Source organism: Streptomyces sp. MP131-18 (genome assembly GCF_001984575.1).
Classification (GTDB): Bacteria; Actinomycetota; Actinomycetes; order Streptomycetales; family Streptomycetaceae; genus Streptomyces; species Streptomyces johnsoniae.
Map to the genome: position 1 here is coordinate 2,104,777 of NZ_LZNS01000001.1, position 25,365 is coordinate 2,130,141.

The following is a 25,365-nucleotide window of genomic DNA, read 5'->3' on the forward strand; positions in this document are numbered from 1 at the left end:
GGCGCCGGGGGCGGGGACCGGGGGACGCGCGGCTCCCCGGTCCGTGCCCGTCAGGCCGGGGGAACGGTCGGGCCGTCGTGGGTGTGATAGATCTTCATGCCCTGCATGGTCAGCGTGCCGCCGAACTGCCCCGCCTGCGTGACGAACACGTCGGTGAAGTGGACCACCGGCAGATCCAGCGGCGGCTGGTGCTCCGGGTCGAACACGATGGGGATGACGCCGAACAGGTTTCCTTCGAGCCGCTCGGTGTACATGGTGACGGTGCCGTTCCTGAAGGTGGAGTTGGAGCCCTCGGCGGTGCCCACGTGCGTGCGCACGCCCCCCTGGCCGTCCACGATCTGGTGCAGGTTGCCGATGTCCACCTTCTCCGCGGTGAACTTGAGCACCTGCTTGGTGGTGCCGTCCGCGGTGGTGACGTTGACGACGCCGTGGTACTGGAGGCCCGCCAGGGTGAGGTAGGTCGCCTCCAGGTACCAGGGGTCGTTCGGCAGCGTGCGGGGCGTCTGCTCGTCCGTCCCGGCCACGGACTCCTCGACGGGACAGGGGAACGGCTCGCGGCCCGCCGCGTCCGGCGCGAACAGGTCCGCACCCGCCTCTTCGTCGTTCTCGGCTTCGTCCTCGCCCGCCGCGTCCTCCGCGGGCTCCTCCGCGGGCTCCTCCGCGGGCTCCTCCTCGGCCGCCGGCTCTTCCGCGGCCTCTTCCTGCCGCGCCCCGGGGTCCTCGGACGGCTCCTCCGCGGGCTCCGCGGGCTCTTCCGGCTCCTCCGGCTCCTCCGGCTCCTCCGGGGCGACGGGCTCCTCGGGCGGCTCCGTGTCCTCGGGCCGCTCCTCGTCCCGGCGGCCCGGCGTGAGCAGGTCCTCCAGACCGTTGCCCAGGTCCTCAAGGCCCTGCCCGAGCCCGAGCGGGTCCCTGGGGTCGAACTCCCCCGCGGCGGGCTCCTCTTCCGGCTCCGCTTCGGGCTCCTCGGCCGCTTCCTCCGGCTCTGCGGCCCCGTCGGCGGCTCCCGCGTCCCCCACGGCGCCCTCGGCCTCCGCGGTGTCCTGCGCCTCCTCCGGCTCCGGATCAGGCTCCGGTTCCCCGGCCGGCTCCTCCTCGGACTCGGGCTCGGGCTCCTCCGCCGGTTCCTCCGCGGGCTGTTCCGGCTCCTCCGGCTCCTCGCCCGGCTGCTCGCCGTCGGGAACGGCCACGCACGGCCCGCTCTGGAACGGGTTCTCCGGGGGCTGCGGGTCGGCCTTGGCCAACGGCGAGGTGAACCCCATCCCCATCAGCGCCGCCGAGGGCATCGCCGCCAGAGCGATCGCTTTCCCCACCGGCATGTGCAGACGTTGCAGCAGCGTCTTGCGGGGGGCGGCGTGCCGCGGGCCCTCCTCGGCCGCCGCGTCGGCCGGTGCTATGTCGTCAGTCGGCACGGTGTTTCCCCTTCCCCGGGTCCTTCCCGCGCTCGGGTGCGGCCCCCTCGAAACCGGCCAGCGCGCTGCCGGTGCCGGGAGTCGTGGCCGGCGGCTCCCGGTCCCCTGTGTCTTGCTCGTCAGCCGCGGAACGCTGCTCGCCCGGCAGCCACGCGACGCTCATCGCCCCGCCGATCATCCCGAAGAGGAATCCGACGAGAAATCCGCCGAAGTTCGAGACGATCAGGGACACCAGCGCCAGCAGAATCGCCGCGACGCCCGCGAATATCCGCACGTGCGGCTGGAACCATATGGTGAGCCCGAGCAGCATCAGCAGAATCCCGATCACCAGCGACCCCGCACCCGCCGTGGTGGCCATGCGGACGGTGAGATCGCCGAAGGTGACGTTCCGGTACGGGAAGTAGGCGATCGGCAGTCCCGCGATCAGGACGAACAGGCCGGCCCAGAAGGGCCGCCGCCACCGGAAGTACCGGAACGCAAGGCGTCCGCGGGAGAAAAAGGAAACAATGGGCTGACCCTCGGTGTTGATGCTCACGGCACGTACTCCCCAGTGGCGCGATTCAGTGGCGGGACGCACGATACGGCGTTTTCCCTGGGGCAGAGACGGGAGTCCGCTCTGCCCCAGGCACGGCTCATGCCGTCAGAAGCACTCGTCCTTGCCCGCATGCAGACTCAAGCTCAGATCGGTGAGCTCGAACGTGCCTGCGGACGTGGCCCACGCGGTCTGCTCGACATCGGTGAGCACGACGGACTCTGCCTGCTGCCCGAACGAGCCGGGGGTGAACTCCCCTGTCGGGTCGGGTCCTCTCGACTGATCGTCGACGCTGACACCGATGTCGATGTTCGTGAACACGGCCTGCGCGTCCAGTTGCGAGATATCGATGAACAGGTTGTCGGCGATGACCGGGTTGCTCGGGTCGCTGCCCGCCCCGATCTTCAGGGTGACGTCCCCGATGAAGGGCACCGGGACAACGACCGACTGGCAGAGGTTGTTGATCTCGGCGCGCTCGAACGCCGAGACCGCGACCGGCTCCCGTCCGGGTCCCGGCGGATTGACGCTCGCGCCGTACTGTACGAATCCTTCGCCGTACAGCCGGTCGACACTCACTTTGAACTCCTGCCCGGAAACGCTGAACGAAGCGGCCAGCGCGCCCTGGGCCAGGGCGACGCCTATGGCTGCGGTTGCGGCCACGCTCGGCACCATGACCAGACCGAATCGCCGCCATCTGGTGCCGCCGCGAGCCTGTGACTCCATGACTTTCCTCCTTCACGGACGAACATCTCCACACGACCCGGCGACTGTGGTCAGCAGGCGTCCGGCGCCTGGAGAGGAGAAGCGCGTTATCCCCGGACTGCACCCCGGCGACAGCCACTGGCCGCGGTGTACGCGGCTCACTGCGGAACAGGTCCCGCCCGACGGGCGGGAACCCCCCTGCCCCGAGGCCGACACGTGACTCCATCGGCTTGGCCGATCGTGGTGCATCTCACGGGATGACACAAGGGGTTCATTACTTGCCAGTAATACCGATGTGGGAAATCCGTGGAGAACGCCCGGACTTCCGCACGCACGGTGCACACAACAGGTCACCCCACACGCGCACCAAATAGGACGTAACACGCCCGAAATCACCAACAGGAACTACACAATGTGACAGCGGCCGCGTTTACCAAGTTTTGGTAAAGCGCGGCCGCTGTCGCTGGATGAGAGGGCCGCGGCTCAAAAGAGCACGCGCGCGAGCGCGCCGCGGGCGGCGATCACGCGCGGGTCGTCGGGGCCGACGACCTCGAACAGTTCAAGCAGCCGGACCCGCGCCGCGTCCCGGTCCTCACCGAACGTGCGCTGCACCGTGCCGACCAGCCGGCCGAACGCGTCCTCGACGTGCCCGCCGACCAGGTCGAGGTCGGCGACGGCCAGTTGCGCGGCGACGTCCTCGGGGCGGTCCGCGGCGGCCTTGCGCGCCCGGTCCGGGTCCGTGCCCTGAATCCGGTTCAGGAGCTGGGCCTGGGCGAGGCCGAGCTTGGCCTCCACGTTCGCCGGCTCCTCGGCCAGCACGTTCTCGTAGGCCTGGATCGCCCCGCCCAGGTCTCCCCCGTCCAGCGCGGCGTGCGCCGCGGCCAGCGCCGGGTTGGACGGCGGCTCGGGCTCGACCGGCTCCTGGACCTGGCGGTCCGCGGCGGCCTGCGCCGGGTCGACCTGCGTGCCGACGATGCCGAAGCGCTGCTCCGCCGCCTCGATCAGCTGGTCGAGTACCTGCCGCACCTGCGGCTCGGGCGCGGCCCCCTGGAACAGCGGCAGCGCCTGGCCCGCGATCACGGCGAACACCGCGGGGATGCCCTGCACCCCGAATTGCTGGAACAACATCTGGTTGGAGTCGACATCGATCTTGGCAAGGACGAACTGCCCGGCGTACTCCTCGGCCAGCCGCTCCAGGATCGGGCTGAGCTGCTTGCAGGGACCGCACCACTCGGCCCAGAAGTCGATGACGACCGGGACCTCGGTGCTGCGCTGGAGCACCTCCTGCTCGAAGGTCGACTCGTCGACATCGATGACCAGCTGGACGTGGGCTTCCGGCTGCTGCCCGCCCGCCTGGGCCGTGGCCCGCTGAGCGCGGGCCTGCTCCGCCTTCTGCTTGGCCTCTGCGGCCGCCTTCACCGCGGAGAGGTCAACGGCTCCGCTCATGGACATATTGCGTGGCTGCATGAGACCAGTCTCCCCCCTTCCGTGACCGTTCGGGTACGGGCCCCGCGGTGGCGGGGCCCGGAGGGGGCTAAAAGCCGGGCGGCTCGGTCCAAGTGCCCCACTCGTCCCGCAACGTTCCGCAGATTTCCCCCAGGGTCGCCTCCGCGCGCGCCGCACGCAGCATGGGCTCGATCATGTTCCGCCCGGAGCCAGCGGCGTCGAGCAGGCCGCCGAGTGCCGCCCGGACGTCCGCCTCGTCGCGCGCCGCCCGGCGGGCGGCCAGGGCGCGCACCTGCTCCCGTTCGACCTCGTGTCCGACGCGCAGGATCTCCAGCTCACCGGTGACCGAGCCGGTGTGGCAGTTGACGCCGACGACGCGCTTCTCGCCCTTTTCCAGCGCCTGCTGGTAGCGGAACGCGGCCTCGGCGATATGTCCCGTGAACCAGCCCTCCTCGATGCCGCGCAGCAGCCCGGAGGTGACCGGCCCGATCGGGTGCTGCCCGTCGGGCACCGCGCGCCTGCCGCGCTCCAGGATCTGCTCGAAGATCTTTTCGGCCTCGGCCTCGATCCGGTCGGTCAGCTGCTCGACGAACCAGGAGCCGCCGAGCGGATCGGCGACGTTGGTGACGCCGGTCTCCTCCATCAGCACCTGCTGCGTGCGCAACGCGATCTCGGCGGCCCGCTCGCTGGGGAGGGCCAGCGTCTCGTCCAGCGCGTTGGTGTGCAGCGAATTGGTGCCGCCGAGCACCGCGGCCAGCGCCTCCACGGCGGTGCGCACCACATTGTTGTACGGCTGCTGGGCGGTCAGCGAGACGCCCGCGGTCTGGGTGTGGAAGCGCAGCCACTGGGCGCGCTCGCTCGTGGCGCCGTAGACGTCGCGCAGCCAGCGCGCCCAGATGCGGCGGGCGGCGCGGAACTTGGCGATCTCCTCGAAGAAGTCGAGGTGGGCGTCGAAGAAGAACGACAGTCCTGGCGCGAACGTGTCCACGTCCAGGCCGCGACTGAGGCCGAGCTCCACGTAGCCGAAGCCGTCGGCGAGCGTGTAGGCCAGCTCCTGCGCGGCGGTGGACCCGGCCTCGCGGATGTGGTAGCCGGAGACGGACAGCGGCTTGTAGTCGGGGATGCGCGCGGAGCAGAACTCCATCAGGTCGCCGATGAGCCGCAGGTGCGGCTCGGGTGCGAAGAGCCACTCCTTCTGCGCGATGTACTCCTTGAAGATGTCGGTCTGGAGCGTCCCGTTGAGCGTGCCGAGGTCCACCCCCTGCCGCTCCGCGGCCACGACGTACATGCAGAAGACGGGCACGGCCGGCCCGCTGATCGTCATGGAGGTGGTGACCTCGCCGAGCGGAATGCCGCGGAAGAGGACCTCCATGTCGGCCGCGGAGTCGATGGCGACGCCGCAGTGGCCGACCTCGCCGAGCGAGCGCGGGTCGTCCGAGTCGCGGCCCATGAGCGTGGGCATGTCGAACGCGACCGAGAGGCCGCCGCCCCCGGCGTCCAGGATCATGCGGTAGCGCTCGTTGGTCTGCTCCGCGTTCCCGAAGCCGGCGAACTGGCGGATCGTCCACGTCCTGCCCCGGTAGCCGGTGGGGTACAGGCCGCGCGTGAAGGGGAACTCGCCGGGCCAGCCGATGCGCTCGAAGCCCTCGTAGGTGTCGCCGGGACGGGGTCCGTACACGGGCTCAACGGGATCGCCGGAGAGCGTGGAGAAGTCGGCGTCCCGGGTACGGGACGCGTCGAAGCGAGCCTGCCAGCGTAGGCGGCCCGCGGTGATGGCGTCGGAGTCCATACCGCCCAATTTACTTGGACGTCCTAGTAACTGTCGAGTGCAGAGCCCTCCGGAGCCGGAGGGCTGTAGGACTCCGCATTGCGCCGCGGACCGCGGCCTGCGGTCCGCGGCGTTATGCGCCGACGGGCTCGGACTGCTCCTCGTCCTCCAGCAGCGGCTGCACCTCCGCGCTGATCCGCCGCTCGACGACGAACGCGGCGAACGGGATCGTCCCCGACACCAGGACCCACAGCAGCTTGCCGAAGGGCCAGCGGGCCTTGTGGCCGAGGTCGAAGGCGAAGACCAGGTAGATCATGAACAGCAGGCCGTGGGCCTGCGAGACCATGAAGGTGACGTCGTCGCCCGTGTCGAAGCCGTACTTGAAGACCATGCAGGTGCAAAGGACCAGCAGCATCACGGCGGTGACGTAGGCCATGACGCGGTATCGCGTGAGCACACTCCGCTTCATGCGGCCGAGCCTATCCGGTCATTCGGGGCGATCTTCCCCGGCCCCCTCGAAGCCCGCACCGCCCTCGAAGTCGCGGGCCGCGATCCGCAGCGGGCGCAGCAGCGCGAAGATCTCCTCGCACTCCTCGTCGTCGTAGGCGCCGAGTCCGAAGTCGACCGCCATCAGGTCGCGGGTCGCGGCGTCGCACACCGCCCGGCCCTCCTCGGTGATCGACGCCAGGGTGCCGCGGCCGTCGTTGGGGTTCGGCCGCTTGGTCACCAGGCCGGAGCGCACCAGGCGGTCCACCGTGTTGGTGACGGAGGTGGGGTGGACCATCAGCCGCTCGCCGATCTTGGACATCGGCAGCTCGCCCGCCTTGCTGAAGGTGAGCAGGACCAGCGCCTCGTAGCGGGCGAACGTGAGCCCGTAGGGCTTGACCACCGCGTCCACCTCGGCCAGCAGGATCTGGTGGGCCCGCATGATCGAGGTGATCGCCGCCATGGACGGCGCCGGTCCCCAGCGGCGTTTCCAGAGGTCGTCGGCACGGGCGATCGGATCAAAAGGAAGGCTGAGCGGTTTCGGCACGCGGCGACCCTATCGGCCCAGCCGCGGCGAGTGCCGCCGAGCGGTCGGTGGCGCTGCCGGGCGGGCACGTTCCGTCATGACACGATGACGCCATGTACGGCAGTCTTCGCATCCGGCGCCTCGCCGCGGCCGTGATCTGCGCCCTCCTCGCCCTCGGCTGCACCTCCGGCTCCGGCGGCTCCTCCGGCCCCGGCGGGCCCGAGGAGGAGGACCCGTCGCAGGCGGCGGACGCGGGCGCGGAGTTCTGGGTGGACCCCGAGAGCCCGGCCGCGCGGCAGGTGCGGGAGTGGGAGGCGGCGGGCCGGGCCGAGGACGCGGAGCTCCTGCGGCGCATCGCCGACCGCCCGGTGGCGACGTGGCCGCCGGGCGAGGAGGACCCCGCGCCGCGGGTCCGGGCGGTGACCGGGGCGGCCACGGCGCAGGACCGGATGGCGGTGCTGGTGGCCTACAACATTCCGCACCGCGACTGCGGCCAGTACTCGCAGGGCGGCGCGGCGGGCGCGGGGGCCTACCACGGGTGGATCGACTCCTTCGCCGCGGCCATCGGGGACACGTCGGCCACCGTGATCCTGGAGCCGGACGCGGTGCCGCACACGGCGGACGGCTGCACCGACGCGTCGTACGTGCCCGAGCGTTTCGCGCTGCTGGCGCACGCGGTGGACCGGTTGAAGCAGCAGCCGAACACCCGGGTCTACCTCGACGCGGGCAATCCGAGCTGGATCACCGAGCCGGCCCGCCTCGCCGACCCGCTCAGGCAGTCCGGCGTCGAACGGGCGGACGGTTTCGCCGTGAACGTCGCCAACTTCCAGACGCTCCGGGACAGCGCGGCGTACGGGCACCAGCTGTCGGAGCTGCTCGGCGGGGCCCACTTCGTGATCGACACCAGCCGCAACGGGAACGGTCCTTACGAGGGCGGCGAGGAGGCGTGGTGCAACCCGCCGGGCCGGGCGCTCGGCACCCCGCCCACGACGGACACCGGCGACCCCCTGATCGACGCCTACCTGTGGATCAAGCGCCCCGGCGAGTCCGACGGCGAGTGCCGCGGTGGCCCCGCCGCGGGCCGCTGGTGGCCCGACTACGCGCTCGCGCTGGCCCGGGAGTCGGGCACCGGCTGACCGCGCTTCACGCGGTCAGTGGCACGCGGTCACTCGACGACGTGAATCCACGTCGCCTCGGACGGCGTGCCCGCCTCGTCCGTCACGAACAGCATGTACCAGCCGGGCGGGACGAGGGACGTGTCGTCCGGGATGGTGAACGACGCCTCGCCCTCGCCGCGTTCGATCTCCAGCTCGATGGAACGCTGCTCCACGTCGGTGGTGTGGGTGACGGCGCTGGGGCGCATCAGGCGGGCCGTCTCGATCCGGCCCGGCCGCTCGGTGCGGAACGTGACGGTGTCGCCGGGCGCGGCCCGCCGCGGGCCCTCGCCGAGTACGGGGCGCGTCTCCTCCTTGCCGTCGAAGAGGTAAGGCGGGGTGTAGATCTCGATGCGCTTCTCGAACTCGCCCATGCGCGTGTTGTCCGCGTCGCCGAACAGCGGGTCGGAGCCGAACGTCGCGACCCGGCCGTCGGGCAGGAGCAGCGCCTCGGAGTGGTAGTTGCGGCCCACCTTCGGGTCGGCGGCCTGCCGGAACTCGTTCGTCGCCGGGTCGAAGAACTGGGCCCGCAGGATGTCGCTCTCGCCGCGCCCGCGGTAGTCCTCCGAGCCGCCGGAGGTGAAGACGGTGTCGTCCGGCAGGATCACGCTGTTGAGATAGCGGGTGCCCTGCGGCAGGGACGGGCCCTCGCGGTAGCGGGGGTCGTCCTCGGTGAGATCGACGATCGCGGTGCGCTCCGTCGACTTCTCCGACTCGCCCACGCCCCCGCCGCCGAGCACCATGAACCGCTGGTCCTGGGCCGGGGGCAGCAGCAGAGAGGCGGAGGTCTCCAGCTGGTCGGGGTCGCCGATCCCGCCGACCTCCGTGAACGTGTTGTCCTCCAGGTCCCACAGGCCGGGCTCGCGGCCTTCGTCCGCCGGGCCGTAGCCGGCGTTGGAGCCGGTGTAGAAGATCTTGCCGCCCTGGGTGAGGAAGAGGGCGGGGTAGGTGGGGAAGTAGCGTTCCGGGCCTTCGGACCAGGTCTTCGACTCCGGGTCGTAGATCTCGTTGATGCCCGGCACGACCTCGCCGACCTCGTCGAGCCCGGAGACGGTGAGCACCCGGCCGTCGGGCAGCGCGGTGAGCGTCGGGTACCAGCGGGCCTCCGCCATGGACGGCACGGGCACGTAGCGCTCGGCCTCCGGGTCGAACTCGTAAGCCGCGTCGATGCCCTGGAAGTCCTGGTCATCCAGGGTCAGTTCGCCGGCCAGGCCGTAGAAGTTGTCCGCGTCGCGCCCCTTGAGGCCGACGATCTCGTACTGCGCGGAACCGTTGGCGACGCCCTCCTCGCCCTCCTCGGCGGCGACCACGAACACCCGGATCTCGCCCGCTGTGATCCGCACCTCGCCGTCCACGACCTCCTTCCCGGCCCGCGGCACGGTCACCGTGGCCTCGGTGACGTACTCCTGCCCAGAGGGGGAACGCAGCCGCGTGCCCTTCTCGAACTTCCGCTCGACGTCCGGGTTCTCGTTCTTGAGCAGCATCGGGCCGCCCGCGTGCGTCACGGCGTCGCCGAGCACCTCGTAGCGCGCGGTGCCGCCGGCCACCAGCAGGCGGCCGTCCGGCAGTTGGGCGTGCCCGGCGCAGAACAGGTCCTCGGGGGTGGGCACCTCGGAGAACTCGTTCGTCTCCGGGTCCCACAGGACCGTCTGGAAGGTCCCGGCGTCGAACTCCTCCTCGACGTTGCCCGAGCCCGCGATCAGCAGCACCTTGCCGGTGCGCAGCAGCGCGGCGTGGATGGCGTTCGTGCGGAACTCCTCGGGCACGTCCACGACGTCCCAGGAGCCGTACTGCGCCTGGTACTCGGGCCTGGATATGCGGTACTCGTGCAGGCGGTCCTGCGCGAAGCTCAGCGCGGCCGGCACGTTGAACGCGGCGAGCAGCAGGGTGGCGCCGGTGCCGACGGCGGTCTTCTTCATCCGGTCGCTGGGGCGGTACCTCATGCGTCAACTCCCACGGGTCGTTGCGGAGCGGTGTCGTCGGTGGGTTCGGGGGCGCCGGGCTCGCCTGCGCCCGGTGGCCCGGCCGCGGCGGGCCGCGCGGAGCCGGCGGCGCGGCGCAGCTCCAGGCGCCAGACGGCCACGGGGGCCAGACAGATGACGAGGGCGAGCAGCGCCCAGGTGCGCATCGCGGCGTGGGTGTGCCCCTCGGCGAAGGAGAAGAGGAACGCGCAGGCGATGACGCCTGCCCAGAAGAAGTGCAGCCGGAACGTGGCCGGCCGGTCGGGGCTCACCTCGCCGCCCTTGGGGGTGACGACGAAGGAGGAGCGGCGGCGCAGCAGGGCGTCGAGCAGGGAACGGGCGTAGACCGGCGCGGAGAGCGCGGACATGAGCATGCCTGCGGCACCCGAGGAGCCGGCCGGTTCGTGCGGGGAGACGTTGTGCCGCCGGTTCCACATGTACAGGCCGATCTGGAGGGCGGCGACGTCGCTGTAGAGCATCATCCACACCGAGGAGGCGACCTGCGTACCGGAGGCGCCGAGGGTGAGGTAGAGGGCGCAGCCGAGCGCGCCGAGGACCCAGGTGATCGCGGCCATCGGGTAGAAGGCCAGCATCAGCGAGTAGGCGAACGTGGCGCCGGCCGGGTGGCGGCGCGGGCCGCGGCCGTACTGGCGCAGGATGGTGTCGTAGGTGCCGCGGGACCAGCGCAGTTGCTGGGAGAAGAAGTCGGTCCAGCTGGAGGGGCCCTCGCCGACGGCGAGCACGTCGGGGGTGTAGACCGAGCGCCAGCGGTTGCCGGTGTCGGGGTTGACGGCGCGGTGGAGTTCGAAGCCGGTGGCCATGTCCTCGGTGACGGAGTCGACGAGGCCGCCGATGCCGCGGAGGGCCGAGATGCGGACGGCGTTGTTGGTACCGACGAACATGGCGGAGCCGTAGCGGTTGCCCGCGCGCTGGATCAGGGCGTGGAAGAGGAACTGCTGGCTCTCGGCGGCCTTGGTGACGGGGGTCAGGTAGTTCCCGTACACCTGCGGCCCGACGACGAACGCGACCTCGGGATCGCGGAAGTAGCCCAGCATCCGTTCCAGGTAGCCGGGCAGCGGCACGTGGTCGGTGTCCACGGAGGCGAAGAAGTCGTACTCGTCGCCGTGGGCGGCCAGCCAGGCGTTGTAGTTGCCGTGTTTGGTGCGGGCCCGGTGGGGACCGCTCGGCCGGTTCCACTCGGGGACGCCGTGCCGGGTGAAGTGCCGCACGCCCAGCTCCGCGCACAGCTCGCGGGCGGCGGGGTCGTCACCCTCGTCGAGCAGCCAGACGTCCAGCGGTCCTGGGTGCCTGAGCCGGGCGGCCCCCTCCAGGGTCGCCCGCACCATGGCCAGCGGCTCCTTGCCGGGCACGAAGGTGGTGAGGAACGCGACGCGGGTGCCGGTCTCGGCGACGACGGGCACGGGGTCGCGGGCGACCAGGGTGGCGTGCGCGATGGAGACGACGTTGACGAGGCGGAACAGCTCGATGAGCCCGATGCAGCCGAGCATGACGGCGTCCGCGGCGAGCAGCCACCAGGGCGCGTGGTCGCGGTCGGTCCAGTGGCTCGGCCAGACCAGCCAGATCAGCAGCACCGCGGACAGCAGCGGCGCGAGCGTCATCAGCAGGGTGGCGCGTATTCGGTGCGGCTCACGGGAGATCAGCGTCCGGTAGCGGACCCGGTAGCCGGGCTCCGGCTCGGCGAGGGGCCCGGCAAGGCAGCTGAACGTCTCGTAGTCGTACGCCGCAAGCCGCACGGCACCCTCCTCAGGACGAAAGCCTCAAAGCCGACATATCAACGACACGTCAGGCCACAGGCCCTGTCGACCCGAGGGGGGCCGAGTGAGGGAAGGTCAGGCGTTGATGACGCCCTCGCGCCGCGCCCGGTCGGCGATCACCGCGTCGTCCTGCGCCCGGCGCAGGCTCCGCTCGGCGAAGAAACCGCCGGCGGGCAGCACGGACATCAGGAAGTACCAGGCGGCGGTCTTCAGCGGCCACTTCGTGCGGTTCCAGGCGTCGGCCCAGAACAGCACGTACACGACGAAGAGGAGGCCGTGCACCGCACCCATGACGGGCACGGCGTTAAAGTCCGTGGTCCGCTTCAGCACGGAGCAGAGCAGCAGCACCAGGAAGGAGACCGCTTCTGGGGCGGACACCAGACGGAGCCGGCGCAGGGCGGAGACGGTCTTGAGGTCCATGGGAATCCGCTTTCCGGGAACGGGAACGGGAACGGGAACGGGAACGGGAACGGGGTGAACGTGAATGAATGCACAACCCCCGCCATTGTCGCAAGCCGTGAAACGATCATTCCGGCCGGGTCACCGCGGTTGGTTACAGTTCACCGCATGGACACCGACACCGGGACCCGCTGGCTCACGGACGCGGAACAGCGTGCGTGGCGCACGCATCTTGAGGTCACCAAGCTCCTCATGCACCAGCTCGAACGGGACCTCCAGCCGTTCGGACTGACCATGAACGATTACGAGATTCTGGTGAACCTCTCGGAGTCCGACGACCGCCGCATGCGGATGAGCGACCTGGCGGCGGCCACCCTCCAGTCCAAGAGCAGACTGTCCCACCAGATCACCCGCATGGAGAAGGCCGGCCTCGTGCGCCGGGAGAACTGCGACTCCGACAAGCGCGGCCTGTTCGCCGTGCTCACCGAGCAGGGCTGGACCACCATGCTCGAGGTCGCCCCGCACCACGTGGCGTCCGTGCGCCGCCACCTCCTCGACCTGCTCGGCGCCGAGGACCTGGCCACCCTGCACCGTCTCCTCGCACCCGTCGCCGAGCACCTGCACGCCCAGCGCGGGCGGTAGCGCCCGGCGTCCGGGCACGCGTCAGGCCATGGCGGGCAGGCGCAGCACGAACAGCGCCCCGCCCTCCGGCGCGTCCCCGACCGTCAGCGAACCGCCGTGCCGCGCGGCCACGTCCCGCGCGATGGCCAGGCCGAGCCCGGCCCCGCCGTCGTCGCGGCTGCGCGCGTCGTCCAGACGTACGAACCGCTGGAAGATCCGCTCGCGGTCGCCGGCGGGCACCCCCGCCCCGTCGTCCGCGACCTCCACCACGGCGTCCCCGCCCTCGCGCCGCACCGACACCCGCACCAGACCGGCCGCGTGACGCTGCGCATTGTCCACCAGGTTGCCCAGCACCCGGGCCAGCTGGCCGCGCGAGCCCTGGACGTCCACCTCCGCCAGCTCGGCCGGGCGCACCGGGTGCGGGTCGGCGGCGGGCCGCTGCTCCAGCTCCTCGGTGACCAGGCCCGCCAGGCCCACCTCGCCCGGCTGCGGCCGTTCGCCCGCGTCCAGCCTGGCCAGCAGCAGCAGGTCGGCGGCCAGGGCCTGGAGCCGGACGGTGTCCTTCACCGCGCCGGGGACGTCCAGCAGTTCGGGGTGGGCCTCCCCCACCTCCAGCTGGGTGCGCAGGCTGGCGATGGGGCTGCGCAGCTCGTGCGAGGCGTCGGCGACGAAGCGCCGCTGCCGCTCGACCGCCGTCTCCAGCGCGGCGAGCGTCTCGTTCGTCGTCACGGCCAGGCGGCCGATCTCGTCCTGCGCCGGCGGCTCCGGAACGCGGCGGGACAGGTCCGTGGAGCGCGTGATCGCCGCCATCTCCCGGCGGATGCCCTCGACCGGGCCGAGCGCGCGGCGCGTGACCAACCAGGTGACGACGCCGACGACGCCGAGCAGCAGCGGCACCGCCACCAGCATGGAGGTGCGGATGCTGTCGATGGCCGCCTGCTCCACGTCGAGCGGCGAGCCCGCGTAGACGATGGCCTCCTCGCCGCGCGGGGTGGTCACCTCGACCTCGGCGAACAGGTAGTCGCGGCGCTCGCCGTTCATCACCGCCCAGCCGTTGCCGTGCTGGACGTCGTTGTCGACCTCGCTGGGCCGGAGGCCGTCCTGGTCCTCCGGCTCCTCGGTGTCGTCGTCATCGTCATCGTCGTCATCGTCGTCGTCGCGGTCGCCTTCCTCGCCCTGCGGGGCGGACGGCGTGGGCTCCGGCGACGGCGGGTGCGACACGTCGAGCCGGTCGCTGCCGGTACCGCCGATCTCCTCCAGGCCATCGCTTTTCGCACGGGTCAGGCCGGTGCCCCGGTCCACGACCTGCACCGGCTCGGGACTGTCCAGGTCGAGGTCCCTGAAATCGGTGTCCGTGGCCAGCTGCTCGGCGACCATGCGGCCGGTCAGCTCGGCATCGTCGGCGACCTGCTCGTCCAGATTCTCCCGGAGCAGCGCGAGCATCATCAGCCCCGCCGCCACCAGCGCCACGGCCACGACCGCGGTGGCGCCGAACGCCGCCTTCGACCTGACGCTAGCCACGGGGAGCCACCAGCCGGTACCCGGCGCCGCGCACGGTGACGATCAGCCCGGGGCCGATCTTCCTGCGCAGGGCGCTGATGTAGACCTCGACGATGTTCGGATCGCCGTCGTAGGCGAAGTCCCAGCCGTGCTCCAGGATCTCGGCCTTGGAGACGACCTCCCCCTGGCGGCCCGCCAGATACTCGAGCACCGTGAACTCCTTCGCCGTCAGGGCCACTTCAAGACCCGCCCGGGACACGCGCCGGGCGGCGCGGTCCACGACGAGATCGCCCACGCGCAGCTCGGGCGAGGCGCCCCGGCCGCCGCGCCGCCGCAGCAGCGCGCGGACCCTGGCCACCAGGACCACGTAGGAGAACGGCTTGGTCAGGTAGTCGTCGGCGCCCGTGTCCAGACCCTCCGCCTCGTCGTACTCGCCGTCCTTGGCGGTGAGCATCAGGATCGGCGTCTCGTCTCCCATGGCCCGCAGGGCGGCACAGATGCGGTAGCCGTTCATGCCGGGCAGCATGATGTCGAGAATGAGCAGGTCGTAGGACCCCTCGGTGGCCCGGTGCAGGCCGTCGGTGCCCGTGTGGGCCACATCCACGGCGAAGCCCTCGGCCGTCAGCCCCTGGGCGAGCGACCTGGCCAGTCGCTTCTCGTCCTCCACAATCAGCACGCGCATGGAGCAAGCTTGGCAAACCGTTCCTGAAGAAGTCTTCAGGTGCCTTCAGGTCCCCTTCAGCAAGGATCAGGCATCGTCGTTCCCGTTGGCAGGAACCAGGACCACGGGGAGGAAACCCTCATGAAGCGCAACATTCTCATCGCCATCGTCGCCGCCGGTGCAGTCGTCGGCGGGGGCACCCTGGCCGGCGCCGCGATGGGCGGGGGCGGGGACGACAGCGAGCAGACGTCCAACACGCTGGAGGAGATCTCGGTCGCGGACGCCGGCAGCGACACCACCGCGGGCGGCGCGGGCAGCGACGATGACGGCAGCGCGGGCGGCGGCTCGGCCGCCGAGCGGGCGGTCGGCACCGCCGTCGCCGAGCGGCCCGGCGTGGTGACCGAGATCGAGCTGGACGACGATGACGACGACGACCGGGACCGCGGCTGGGAGGTCGAGATCTTCGGCGAGGACGACCAGTGGTACAAGGTCCTGGTCAGCGAGGACGGCGCAGAGGTCCTCGGCAGCCGCGCCACGGACGGCGACGACGACGACGATGACGACGATGACCAGGCGGCGGCCACGAGCCTGCGTTCGGGCAACGCCGAGGTCGACGCGCTGGCCGCGATCCGCCTGGCCGAGGAGCAGACCTCGGGCGCCCTGCGCGAGGCGAACGTCGACGACGGCCACTGGGAGCTGGAGCTGCGCGGCGACGACGGCGCGGAGCACGAGCTGAGCATCAACCTCGCGACGGGCGACATCACCGACCGCGAGCGGGACGATGACGACGACCGCGACGACCGGGACGACGACCGCGGTGACGACGACCGCGATGACCGGGACGACGACAACGACGACCGCGACGACCGCGACGACCGCGATGACCGGGACGACGACAACGACGACCGCGACGACCGCGACGACGACCGCGGTGACGACGACGCGGACGACCGCTGAGGCCACCCGCCGCCCCGTGCGGCGGGACGGCGAACGCCCCCTGGAGGCCCCGGCCCTTCAGGGGGCGTTCGTCCGTGCGGGGGCGCCCCTCACGCCTCGCCGGTGAGGCCCGCCACCAGCTCGTCCGCCGCCGCGTAGGGATCGAGGGCGCCCGCGGTGATCCGTTCCGCGAGGGCGGTCAGGCGCCGGTCGCCGCGCAGATCGGCCATCCGCTCCCGCAGGGCGGCGACCGCGATCGCCTCCACCTCGCGCGCCGCCCGGCGCACGCGGCGCTCGGCGAGGGCGCCGCCCGCGGACAGCCAGGCACGGTGTTTCTCCAGCGCCTCGACGACCTCGTCCAGGCCCTCGCCGCGCGCCGCGACCGTGCGGACCACCGGCGGGCGCCAGTCGCCGGGGGCGCGGGCCTCGCCGAGACCGAGCATGTGATTGAGCTCGCGGACGGTGGCCGCGGCGCCGTCCCGGTCCGCCTTGTTGACGACGAAGACGTCGCCGACCTCCAGGATGCCCGCCTTCGCGGCCTGCACCCCGTCGCCCATCCCGGGCGCGACCAGCACCGCCGTCGTGTCGGCCTGGGCGGCGATCTCCACCTCCGACTGGCCCACGCCGACCGTCTCCACCAGCACCACGTCGCAGCCCGCGGCGTCCAGCACGCGCACCGCCTGCGGTGCGGCCCTCGCCAGGCCGCCCAGGTGGCCGCGGGTCGCCATCGAACGGATGTAGACGCCGGGATCGCAGGCGTGCTCGCCCATCCGGATGCGGTCGCCGAGCAGCGCGCCCCCGGAGAACGGCGAGGACGGGTCGACCGCGAGCACCCCGACCCGCTTCCCCGCCCGCCGGAAGGCGGAGACCAGGGCCGAGGTGGACGTCGACTTGCCGACACCGGGCGAGCCGGTGATGCCCACGACGTAGGCATGGCCGGTGTGCGGCGCCAGCGCGGCCATGACCTCCCGCAGCTGCGGCGAGCCGCCCTCCACCAGGGAGATCAGCCGGGCCACCGCCCGCGGCCCGCCCGCCCTGGCCCGCGCCACCAGCTCACCCACGTCGGCGGTCGTCGCCCTCGCCACACGTGCTCCCTTCCCGTGTTCCTCGTCGCCGGGCCCGTCCGCTCCGCTCGCGCCCCGCTCGGGGCGCGCTCGGGCCCGGCAGGCGGCCGGTCACCGAGCGGAGCCGGTCAGGCCGCCGGCACCCGCAGAATCAGCGCGTCGCCCTGGCCGCCGCCGCCGCACAGCGCCGCCGCGCCCGTCCCGCCGCCGCGGCGCCGCAGCTCCAGGGCCAGATGCAGCGCGAGCCGGGCGCCCGACATACCGATCGGGTGACCGAGCGCGATGGCCCCACCGTTCACATTCACTCGTTCGTGGCTTACCCCGAGGTCCTTCATTGACTGCACGGCCACCGCGGCGAACGCCTCGTTGATCTCGATGAGGTCCAGGTCCGCGACCGTCAGGCCGGCCTTGCCGAGGGCCTGCCCGATCGCGTTGGCCGGCTGGGACTGGAGCGAGTTGTCCGGGCCGGCCACATTCCCGTGGGGGCCGATTTCGGCCAGCCAGGAAAGCCCGAGCTGCTCCGCCCTGGCCCGCGACATGACCACCACGGCCGCCGCGCCGTCGGAGATCTGCGAGGACGAACCGGCGGTGATGGTCCCGTCCTTGTCGAACGCGGGGCGCAGCGCGGCCAGGGACTCCACGGTGGTCTCCGGCCGGATGCCCTCGTCCAGGGCGAACGGCACCGGGTCGCCCTTGCGCTGCGGGATCGCCACCGGGGCGATCTCGGCGTCGAAGATCCCGTTCTTCTGAGCGGCGGCGGCCCGCTGGTGGGACAGGGCGGCGACGGCGTCCTGCTCCTCGCGCGTGATGGCCAGGCGGGTGTTGTACCGCTCGGTGGAAGCACCCATCGCGATGCCCTCGAACGGGTCGGTCAGCCCGTCGTGCGCCATGGCGTCCAGCATCTCGATCGCGCCGTACTTGAACCCGGCGCGCGACTTCGGCAGCAGGTGGGGCGCGTTCGTCATGGACTCCTGGCCGCCGGCCACCACCACGTCGAACTCCCCGGCCCTGATCAGCTGGTCGGCCAGCGCGATGGCGTCCAGGCCGGAGAGACAGACCTTGTTCACGGTCAGCGCGGGCACGGTCATCGGGATGCCCGCCCGCACGGCGGCCTGCCGCGCGGGGATCTGCCCGGTGCCCGCCTGGATCACCTGCCCCATGATCACGTACTGCACCTGCTCACCGGTGACCCCGGCCCGCTCCAGAGCGGCCCGGATGGCGAAGCCGCCGAGCTCGGCGCCGGAAAAGGGCTTGAGCGCGCCGAGCAGGCGGCCCATCGGCGTTCTCGCACCGGCGACGATCACGGACGTGGCGCCGCTGCCGCTGCTGGATGTCATGGTGCGCTCCTCGGAAATATGGGGAGTGAACGATGGTTCACACACAATGTACAGAGCGTGACGCACCGGGTCACCGGCGCGTGTCTGTGACGGTGCGCACGTTGCGTGCGTCACGTCAAAGGCGGTGGGATGGGGGAATGTTGACGCGCATCGATCACATCGGGATCGCCTGTACCGACCTTGACGCCACCGTCGAGTTCTATCGCGCCACCTACGGCTTCGAGGTCTTCCACACCGAGATCAACGAGGAGCAGGGCGTGCGTGAGGCCATGCTCAGGATCAACGGCACCGACGACGGGGGCTCGTCCTACCTCCAGCTGATCGAGCCGACCAGGGAGGATTCGGCCGTCGGCAAATGGCTGAAGAAGAACGGTGAGGGCGTGCACCACATCGCGTTCGGCACCGCCGACGTGGACGCCGACTCCGAAGCGATCCGCGGCAAGGGCATCCGGGTGCTCTACGACGAGCCGCGCCGCGGTTCCATGGACTCGCGGATCACATTCCTCCACCCGAAGGACTGTCACGGCGTCCTCACCGAACTCGTCACCTCCGCCGCCCCGCACGCCCAGGGGGAGCCCGAGGGCCACTGACGCACGCTGCCCCGGCCGGTAGAGTGGCCGAGCCGGGGCTGTGGGCGCATTCACTCGTCCCGTCGTTCGGCCGATGACCGGATCTTGCAGTGCCACGACCAGGGGACGGATGGGACCGCGCAGTGCGGGGCTACGACGCCTACCAGGCTTCAGACCACCTCTCGCAATTCGAAGCCGAGATGGAGCGGCTGAAGAAGGAGCGGGAGAAGGCCGTCGACCATGCCGACGATCTCGGCTACCAGGTCGAGGTGTTGCGCGCGAAGCTGCACGAGGTGCGCCGGGCGCTCTCCCTGCGCCCCGTCTACGGTGACGCCACCGCCCACGCCGAACAGATCCTGCGGTCCGCCCAGCACCAGGCGGACCAGATGCGCGTCGAGGCCGAACGCGAGCTGAGGGAGGCCCGCGCCAGGTCCCAGCGGGTCCTTCAGGAGCAGTCCGAGCAGCGCGCCCGCATGGAGGCGGAGCTGCACGCCGAGGCCGTCGGCCGCCGGCGGCGCCTCGACGAGGAGCTGGCCCAGCGCCGTTCCACCGTCGAGTCCCACGTCAACGAGAACGTCGCCTGGGCCGAGCAGGTCCGCGCCCGCAGCGAGTCGCAGGCCCGCCGGCTGATCGAGGAGACCAGGGCCGAGGCCGAGCGGACCGTCGGCCAGGCCAGGGCCGAGGCGCTGCGCCTGACCGAGGAGGCTCGGCAGCGGAGCGCCGCGGAGGCCGAGGCCGCCAGGGCCGAGGCGGACGAGCTGCTGCGCCGCGCCAGGGCGGACGCCGAGCGGCTGCTCGGCGCCGCGTCCGCGCAGGCGCAGGAGGCCACCGAGCACGCGGAGCGGCTGCGCAGCTCCACGGCGCAGGACGCGGAGACCGGGCGCAAGGAGGCCGCCGCGCTGGTCCGCAAGGCCGAGGAGCGCGCCGAGGAGGCCCAGGCCGGGCTGCGCACGGCGCGCGAGGAGGCCGAGCGGCTGGTCACCGAGGCCACCGCGGAGGCCGAGAAGCGGCGCGGCGCCGCCGAGTCGGAGTACGAGCAGCGCACCGCGACCGCCAAGGCCGAGGTCGCCCGCATGGTCGGCGAGGCCACCCGCGACGCGGACAGCCGCAGGGCCGAGGCGCGGCACGCGCTCGAAGAAGCCCGTGCCGAGGCCGAACGGGTGGTCGCGGAGGCCGCAGAGGAGGCCCGTTCCAAATCGGCCGAGGAGTACGCGGCCCAGCTGGCCGAGGCGGCGCGGACCGCAGAGGAAGTGCTGAGCAAGGCCGCCGAGGAGGCGCAGGCCACGAAGAAGGCCGCCACCGAGGAGGCCGAGCGGCTGCGCGCCGAGGCGGAGGCCGAGGCGGACCGGCTGCGCGCCGAGGCGCACGACGTGGCGGAGCAGCTCAAGGGCACCGCGCAGGACGACACCAAGGAGTACCGCGCCAAGACCGTCGAGCTCCAGGAGGAGGCGCGGCGGCTGCGCAGCGAGGCGGAGCAGCTGCGCGCCGAGGCCGCGGAGGAGGGCGAGCGGGTTCGCGCGGACGCGCGGCGGGAGTCCGTTGCCCAGATCGAGCAGGCCGCGGCCAGCGCGGAGGAGCTGCTCGCGCAGGCGAGGAGCGACGCGGAGGAGCTGCGCTCGGCGGCGACGGCCGAGAGCGAACGGGTCCGCACCGAGGCGATCGAGCGCGCCACCACCCTGCGGAACCAGGCGGAGCAGGCGCTGCGCAAGGCCCGCACCGACGCCGAGGCGCAGCGCGAGGAGGCGGCCGGCCAGGCGGAGCGGGTCACGCAGGAGGCCGAGGACGCCGGGCGGCGGCTGCGCACGGAGGCCAGGGAGGCGGCGCGGGCCGAGCGCGAGGCCGCGGCGGCCGATCTGGAGCGGCTGCGCGCGGAGGCCGAGCAGCGGGTCACGGCGGCCGAGGAGGCGCTGGCCGAGGCGCGCGAGGAGGCGGGCCGCCTGCGCACGGAGGCCGCCGCGGAGACGGACCGGCTGCGCGCGGAGTCCGCGGAGCGGATCAGGGCGCTCACCGAGCAGGCCGAGCAGGCCGCGGTGCAGTTGCGGGACGAGGCCGTCACGGATGCGGCCAGGGCCAGGGCCGAGGGCGAGGAGGTCGCGGTCCGGCTGCGGGGCGAGGCCATCGCGGAAGGCGACCGGCTGCGCGACGAGGCACGGCAGGCCGCGGACCGGGTGCGCGCCGACGCGGAAGCGGCGGCCGAGCGCACCGCGGCCGAGGCCGCGCAGGCGCTGTCGGCGGCGCGCGAGGAGGCGGCGCGGCTGCACGCCGAGGCCGATACCACGCTCACGGAGGCACGGGACGCGGCGCACCGGGAGCGGGCCCAGGCGCGGGAGCGGAGCGAGGAGTTGCTCGCCTCGGCGCAGGCGCGCGTCGACGACGCGGAGCGGCGGGCGGAGACGCTGGTCGCGGCGGCCGAGCACAAGGCGCAGCAGGTGCGGGACTCGGTGGCCGGGCTGCGCGAGACGGCCGAGGCGGAGATCGCGACGCACCGCGCGGAGGCGGAGCGGGAGGCGGCCCGGGTGCTGCGGGAGTCCGCCGAAGAGAAGGAGGCGGCCTCCGCGCTGGCCGAACGGACGGTCAAGGAGGCCATCGCCGAGGCCGATCGGCTGCGGTCGGGCGCGGAGGAGGCGGCCGAGCGCACGCGGTCGGAGGCCGACACCGTCCTGGACCGGGCGCGCCGGGAGGCGTCGCGCAAGCGCAGCGACGCGGCGGCGCAGGCGGACGAGTTGCTGGCGAAGGCTCAGGAGGAGGCGCTGCGCATGGCGTCGGCCTCGGAGGAGCAGTCGGACCGGATGGTCGCCGCGGCCCGCAAGGAGTCGAGCCGGCTGATCGCGGAGGCGCAGGAGACCGGCAGCGAGCTGGTGGAGACCTCCCGCAGGGACGCCAACCAGCTGCTCGAGGAGGCCCGCCGGGACGCCACGGCCGTCAGGGAACGGTCCGAGGAGCTGCGGACGCGCGTCGAGTCCGAGGTCGAGGAGCTGCACGACCGGGCCAGGCGGGAGTCCGCCGAGCTGGCGCGCGCCGCCGGTGAGCGGGTCGACAAGCTGATGAAGGCGGCGGAGGAGCAGCGCGCCGAGGCCAGGTCGGCGGCGGAGAAGCTGTCCGCCGAGGCCAACGCGGAAGCGAGCAAGGTGCGGATCGCCGCGGTGAAGAAGGCGGAGGCTCTGCTCAAGGACGCCGAGCAGCAGCGTACGAAGGTGCTGCGCGAGACCCAGTCGATGCGTTCCGAGGCCGAGCGGGAGGCCAAGCGCCTGGTGGACGAGGGCAAGCGGGAGTTGGAGAAGCTCTCCCGCCGCCGTGCGGACATCAATGCCGAAATCTCCCGCGTGCAGGATGTGTTGGAGGCCCTGGAGTCCTTCGAGGCGCCCAAGCCCGGTGGCAAGGGCGGCGGCAAGGGTGCGGTCTCCGCCGGCGCCGGCGGATCACGTTCCGGCGGCAAACGGCCCGGCGGCTAACGGAGTCGGGCCAATCACCTGAACACTCGATTGAGCGGAAGGGGCGAACATTCTCCACGGAGAAGGCGCATCCGCTCGAAGACACGCCGGTTCGCCCCCTAGGATGATGGCCCCGAGGGCATGGACCCGTCTGCACAAAGGCTTTAGGAGCTCGACCTCGAAGCGCTGAACGCCCAGGCCCGACATTCCATCAACTCACTCACCCGTCTGATTCGACAGGAACCCCATGAGCGACACTTCCTCCCCCTTCGGCTTCGAGCTCGTGCGGCGCGGCTACGACCGCGGGCAGGTGGACGACCGCATCTCGAAGCTCGTCGCCGACCGTGACAGCGCACTTGCTCGTATCACCTCTCTGGAGAAGCGGATCGAGGAGCTCCACCTCGAAACGCAGAACGCCCAGGCGGCCGTTACCGATTCCGAGCCGTCATACGCGGGTCTTGGCGCCCGGGTCGAAAAGATCCTCCGCCTCGCCGAGGAAGAGGCGAAGGATCTGCGCGAGGAGGCCCGGCGGGCCGCCGAGCAGCACCGCGAGCTGGCCGAGGGGGCGGCCCAGCAGGTGCGCAACGACGCCGAGGCGTACGCGGCGGAGCGCAAGGCCAAGGCCGAGGAAGAGGGCTCCCGCATCGTCGAGAAGGCGCAGGGCGAGGCCGCGGCCACCCGTGCCGAGGCCGACAAGGACGCCCTGGCCAAGCGCGAGGAGGCGGACGCCCTCTTCGAGGACACTCGCGCCAAGGCCGCCCAGGCCGCCGCGGACTTCGAGACCAACCTGGCCAAGCGGCGCGAGCAGTCCGAGCGCGACCTGGCCTCGCGTCAGGCCAAGGCCGAGAAGCGGCTGGCGGAGATCGAGCACCGCGCCGAGCAGCTGCGTCTTGAGGCCGAGAAGCTGCGCACCGACGCCGAGCGCCGGGCCCGCCAGACGGTGGAGACCGCGCAGCGGCAGTCCGAGGACATCGTGGCGGACGCCAACGCGAAGGCCGACCGCATCCGCAGCGAGTCCGAGCGGGAGCTGGCGGCGCTGACCAACCGCCGCGACAGCATCAACGCGCAGCTGACGAACGTGCGCGAGATGCTGGCCACGCTGACCGGCGCCCAGGTCGCGGCGGCGACGCTCGGCGACGACGACGGCGACGAGGGCGTCACCAAGGGCGTGCCCGCTCAGCAGTCCCGCTGAGCAGTTCCACCGAGCGGTCCCCGGCCTGCCGGGCCGGGGCACTCACCCCAACGGCGCAGGGGCCGCCGCCTGGACGGGCGGCGGCCCCGGCGGCGTTCTAGCGTCGGTTCCATGATCGAGCTGTCTGAGCTGACCAAGCGGTACGGCGGGAAGACGGCCGTGGAGGGGCTGACCTTCGCGGTGCGCCCCGGTGTGGTCACCGGCTTCCTGGGCCCGAACGGCGCGGGCAAGTCGACGACGATGCGGATGATCCTGGGTCTCGACCGGCCCACGAGCGGCGACGTCCGTATCGACGGGAAACGGTACGACCAGCTGCCGGAGCCGCTGACGTACATCGGGGCCCTGCTGGAGGCCAGGTCGGTGCACCCGGGCCGGACGGCGTACCACCATCTGCTGTGCCTGGCGCAGAGCAACGGCGTGCCCGAGCGGCGCATCGGCGAAGTGCTCGATCTGGTGGGCCTTTCCGGCGTGGCGAGGAAGCGGCCGAAGGGTTTCTCGCTGGGGATGGGGCAGCGGCTCGGCATCGCGAGCGCGCTGCTCGGCGATCCCAGGATCCTGATGTTCGACGAGCCGGTGAACGGCCTCGACCCCGAGGGCATTCACTGGATACGCAATCTGATGAAGCAATTGGCGTCGGACGGCCGCACGGTGTTTGTCTCCAGTCATCTCATGAGCGAAATGGCGCTGACCGCCGACCACTTGGTGGTGATCGGCCAGGGCAGGCTGCTGGCCGACACCTCGATGGCGCGGTTCATCGAGGAGAATTCCCGTCCCTACGTCCAGGTGCGGTCGTCCGATCCGGAGCGGCTGCGCGTTTCGCTGGCCGACGCCGGGCTGCGGCCCGTGCCGCAGCCGGACGGCGGGTTCGAGGTGGAGGGCGTGCCGGCCGCGCGGGTCGGCGAAATCGCCGCGGCGAACGGCCTGGTGCTGCACGAGCTGTCCCGGCGGCAGGCGTCGCTGGAGGAGGCGTTCATGCGGCTGACGCACGGGTCCGTCGAGTACCAGGCACGGGAGGGCTGAGCGATGGCGCACACCGGCTGGGTGCTGACCTCGGAGTGGACCAAGATCCGTTCGGTGCGTTCCACGCTGTGGACGCTGGCCGCCGCCCTGGTGGTGACGGTGGCGCTCGGCATGCTGATCAGCTTCCTGGTCCGGCAGAGCTACGACGATCTGTCGCGCGAGGAACGCCTGACGTTCGACCCGACGTTCATCAGCTTCGCGGGTACGTCGCTCGGGCAGCTCGCCATGATCGCGTTCGGGATTCTCGTGGTGTCCAACGAGTACAGCACCGGCATGATCCGCGCCTCGCTGACGGCCGTGCCGCAGCGCGGCGTGCTGATGGGCGCCAAGCTGGTGATCGCGACCGCGCTGGCGCTGCTGGTGGGGATGCTGACGAGCTTCCTCACGTTCTTCCTCGGCCAGGCGATGCTGGGCGACCACCGTACGGACCTCGGCGAGCCCGGGGTGCTGCGCGCGGTGTTCGGCGGCGGGCTCTACATGGGGCTGATCGCCCTGTTCGCCATGGGGGTCACGTGGATGCTGCGCAGTCCGATGCTGTCGTTCGGGGTGCTCATCCCGTTCTTCTTCATGATTTCCAGCATTCTGGCCAACGTCGAGGCGACGGAGAAGATCGGCGATTACCTGCCGGATCAGGCGGGGTCGCGGATCATGGCGGTGATCGACGACGGTGAGCGTCCCTACGGCCCGTGGACCGGCCTGCTGATCATGCTGGCCTGGGTGGCCGCCTCGCTGCTGGCCGGATACGTCGTCCTCAAGCGGCGGGATGCCTGAGCCGTCCCGGACGGCGGCGTGGCCGCCCCCGCCGCCGATAATGACGAACAGCCGATAGTGTCTTACCTCCATTGGGGGGATGAGTTTCGGCTGTGACGGGTGAAA

22 protein-coding genes are annotated in these 25,365 nt (G+C 71.9%); 8 read left to right on the forward strand and 14 right to left on the reverse strand.

The features are described 5' to 3' along the window. Window positions 1-50 precede the first annotated feature (50 nt). The 7 genes from STBA_RS37690 to STBA_RS09170 all read right to left on the reverse strand — a co-directional run bounded on the left by STBA_RS37690 (window position 51) and on the right by STBA_RS09170 (window position 6,890). Window positions 51-1,409: a hypothetical protein gene (locus tag STBA_RS37690; protein ID WP_077058762.1), complete on the reverse strand. Its 1,359-nt coding sequence runs from the start codon at window positions 1,407-1,409 to the stop codon at window positions 51-53. Next, window positions 1,399-1,944, reverse strand: coding sequence for a DUF6114 domain-containing protein (locus STBA_RS09145; protein WP_077058763.1), 546 nt, complete (start codon window positions 1,942-1,944; stop codon window positions 1,399-1,401). The genes STBA_RS37690 and STBA_RS09145 overlap by 11 nt, the downstream gene beginning before the upstream one ends. A gap of 105 nt (window positions 1,945-2,049) precedes the next feature. Beyond that, window positions 2,050-2,664: a DUF6230 family protein gene (locus tag STBA_RS09150; RefSeq protein WP_077058764.1), complete on the reverse strand. Its 615-nt coding sequence runs from the start codon at window positions 2,662-2,664 to the stop codon at window positions 2,050-2,052. A gap of 462 nt (window positions 2,665-3,126) precedes the next feature. Then, entirely contained in the window at window positions 3,127-4,110 is a 984-nt protein-coding gene (locus STBA_RS09155) for a tetratricopeptide repeat protein (protein WP_077058765.1), read from the reverse strand. Between the two features lie 67 nt (window positions 4,111-4,177). Then, window positions 4,178-5,878 carry a methylmalonyl-CoA mutase family protein gene (locus STBA_RS09160; protein ID WP_077058766.1) on the reverse strand — a complete coding sequence of 567 codons (1,701 nt, stop codon included), beginning with the start codon at window positions 5,876-5,878 and terminating at the stop codon, window positions 4,178-4,180. A 112-nt stretch (window positions 5,879-5,990) separates the two neighbouring features. Continuing rightward, window positions 5,991-6,326 (reverse strand): DUF3817 domain-containing protein, encoded by a 336-nt coding sequence (locus tag STBA_RS09165; RefSeq protein ID WP_077058767.1) that lies wholly within the window; start codon window positions 6,324-6,326, stop codon window positions 5,991-5,993. Window positions 6,327-6,344: 18 nt separating this feature from the next. Further along, entirely contained in the window at window positions 6,345-6,890 is a 546-nt protein-coding gene (locus STBA_RS09170; protein ID WP_077058768.1) for a MarR family transcriptional regulator, read from the reverse strand. A 92-nt stretch (window positions 6,891-6,982) separates the two neighbouring features. On the opposite strand from STBA_RS09170, the gene STBA_RS09175 reads away from it, so the two are divergent. Next, window positions 6,983-8,005: a glycoside hydrolase family 6 protein gene (locus STBA_RS09175; RefSeq protein WP_077058769.1), complete on the forward strand. Its 1,023-nt coding sequence runs from the start codon at window positions 6,983-6,985 to the stop codon at window positions 8,003-8,005. 29 nt (window positions 8,006-8,034) lie between these two features. On the opposite strand, the gene STBA_RS09180 is transcribed toward STBA_RS09175, so the two are convergent. The 3 genes from STBA_RS09180 to STBA_RS09190 all read right to left on the reverse strand — a co-directional run bounded on the left by STBA_RS09180 (window position 8,035) and on the right by STBA_RS09190 (window position 12,179). Further along, complete coding sequence (locus STBA_RS09180; RefSeq protein ID WP_077058770.1) at window positions 8,035-9,966, reverse strand: kelch motif-containing protein; 1,932 nt, start codon at window positions 9,964-9,966, stop codon at window positions 8,035-8,037. Continuing rightward, window positions 9,963-11,738 carry a cellulose synthase catalytic subunit gene (locus tag STBA_RS09185; protein ID WP_077058771.1) on the reverse strand — a complete coding sequence of 592 codons (1,776 nt, stop codon included), beginning with the start codon at window positions 11,736-11,738 and terminating at the stop codon, window positions 9,963-9,965. Before STBA_RS09185 ends, STBA_RS09180 begins: the two co-directional genes overlap by 4 nt. A 96-nt stretch (window positions 11,739-11,834) precedes the next feature. Beyond that, window positions 11,835-12,179: a DUF3817 domain-containing protein gene (locus STBA_RS09190; RefSeq protein WP_077058772.1), complete on the reverse strand. Its 345-nt coding sequence runs from the start codon at window positions 12,177-12,179 to the stop codon at window positions 11,835-11,837. A 147-nt stretch (window positions 12,180-12,326) separates the two neighbouring features. Here STBA_RS09190 and STBA_RS09195 point away from each other — a divergent pair, with 147 nt between their 5' ends. Beyond that, on the forward strand, window positions 12,327-12,800 hold the full coding sequence (locus STBA_RS09195; RefSeq protein WP_077058773.1) for a MarR family transcriptional regulator: 474 nt from the start codon (window positions 12,327-12,329) through the stop codon (window positions 12,798-12,800). 21 nt (window positions 12,801-12,821) lie between these two features. On the opposite strand, the gene STBA_RS09200 is transcribed toward STBA_RS09195, so the two are convergent. Together STBA_RS09200 and STBA_RS09205 are read right to left on the reverse strand one after the other, a co-directional pair. Beyond that, on the reverse strand, window positions 12,822-14,300 hold the full coding sequence (locus tag STBA_RS09200) for an ATP-binding protein (protein WP_077058774.1): 1,479 nt from the start codon (window positions 14,298-14,300) through the stop codon (window positions 12,822-12,824). Continuing rightward, on the reverse strand, window positions 14,293-14,961 hold the full coding sequence (locus tag STBA_RS09205; RefSeq protein WP_077058775.1) for a response regulator transcription factor: 669 nt from the start codon (window positions 14,959-14,961) through the stop codon (window positions 14,293-14,295). The genes STBA_RS09200 and STBA_RS09205 overlap by 8 nt, the downstream gene beginning before the upstream one ends. A gap of 120 nt (window positions 14,962-15,081) precedes the next feature. On the opposite strand from STBA_RS09205, the gene STBA_RS37695 reads away from it, so the two are divergent. Next, window positions 15,082-15,897 carry a hypothetical protein gene (locus tag STBA_RS37695; RefSeq protein ID WP_077058776.1) on the forward strand — a complete coding sequence of 272 codons (816 nt, stop codon included), beginning with the start codon at window positions 15,082-15,084 and terminating at the stop codon, window positions 15,895-15,897. A gap of 89 nt (window positions 15,898-15,986) precedes the next feature. Here the strand turns inward: STBA_RS37695 and meaB are convergent, their stop codons facing one another. Together meaB and STBA_RS09220 are read right to left on the reverse strand one after the other, a co-directional pair. Continuing rightward, window positions 15,987-16,961, reverse strand: a complete 975-nt coding sequence (meaB, locus tag STBA_RS09215; RefSeq protein WP_077058777.1) for a methylmalonyl Co-A mutase-associated GTPase MeaB — start codon at window positions 16,959-16,961, stop codon at window positions 15,987-15,989. A gap of 107 nt (window positions 16,962-17,068) precedes the next feature. Then, the gene (locus STBA_RS09220) at window positions 17,069-18,277 is read right to left on the reverse strand and encodes an acetyl-CoA C-acetyltransferase (RefSeq protein WP_077058778.1); all 1,209 of its coding nucleotides are present in this window, start codon (window positions 18,275-18,277) and stop codon (window positions 17,069-17,071) included. A gap of 137 nt (window positions 18,278-18,414) precedes the next feature. Between STBA_RS09220 and mce the strand changes: the two genes are divergently transcribed. The 5 genes from mce (at window position 18,415) to STBA_RS09245 (ending at window position 25,260) form a co-directional block, all read left to right on the forward strand. Further along, window positions 18,415-18,867: a methylmalonyl-CoA epimerase gene (gene mce, locus STBA_RS09225; protein ID WP_077058779.1), complete on the forward strand. Its 453-nt coding sequence runs from the start codon at window positions 18,415-18,417 to the stop codon at window positions 18,865-18,867. Window positions 18,868-18,989: 122 nt separating this feature from the next. Next, the gene (locus STBA_RS09230) at window positions 18,990-22,298 is read left to right on the forward strand and encodes a hypothetical protein (protein ID WP_077058780.1); all 3,309 of its coding nucleotides are present in this window, start codon (window positions 18,990-18,992) and stop codon (window positions 22,296-22,298) included. Window positions 22,299-22,524: 226 nt separating this feature from the next. Further along, window positions 22,525-23,469 carry a cellulose-binding protein gene (locus STBA_RS09235; protein ID WP_077058781.1) on the forward strand — a complete coding sequence of 315 codons (945 nt, stop codon included), beginning with the start codon at window positions 22,525-22,527 and terminating at the stop codon, window positions 23,467-23,469. A gap of 111 nt (window positions 23,470-23,580) precedes the next feature. Continuing rightward, window positions 23,581-24,489: an ATP-binding cassette domain-containing protein gene (locus STBA_RS09240; protein ID WP_077058782.1), complete on the forward strand. Its 909-nt coding sequence runs from the start codon at window positions 23,581-23,583 to the stop codon at window positions 24,487-24,489. Between the two features lie 3 nt (window positions 24,490-24,492). Then, the gene (locus STBA_RS09245; RefSeq protein WP_077058783.1) at window positions 24,493-25,260 is read left to right on the forward strand and encodes an ABC transporter permease; all 768 of its coding nucleotides are present in this window, start codon (window positions 24,493-24,495) and stop codon (window positions 25,258-25,260) included. Window positions 25,261-25,365 lie beyond the last annotated feature (105 nt).